Genomic DNA, 333 nt, shown 5'->3' on the forward strand with positions numbered 1-333 from the left:
CGTTGCCGAACGCTTCCTTCTTGCTCTTGCGGAAGTCGTAAGCACCGAAGTCGTTGTACGGAACGTACATCTCCTTCTTGCCAACCAGCTTCCAGTCATACCGGTCGATCCGGCCGTAGTAGCCCGAGATGATGTCCACCGGATACTCGTTCTCCCAACCGATCGAGGGCGAGTCGTACGCGTACGACGGCAGACGGCGCACGCGACGCTGACCCGGGTAGTAGTAGAACGTCTCCGACTCCTTGTTGTAGAAGGTGTTGAGAATCGCCCCTTGCCCGGCCAGCGCCGGCGGCGCGTCGTACTTGAAGTACGTCATCGAGTCTTCCTTGGGCA

At 59.2% G+C, this 333-nt stretch carries 1 protein-coding gene; it reads right to left on the bottom strand.

Annotation, left to right across the window (positions count from 1 at the left end; genetic code table 11):
* Window positions 1-316, bottom strand: a 316-nt coding sequence (locus ACU8YE_RS25715; protein WP_446930462.1) for a DUF1329 domain-containing protein, incomplete at its 3' end; no start/stop codon positions are given.
* Window positions 317-333: the final 17 nt, after the last annotated feature.

The organism is Ralstonia sp. VS2407, assembly GCF_052950655.1.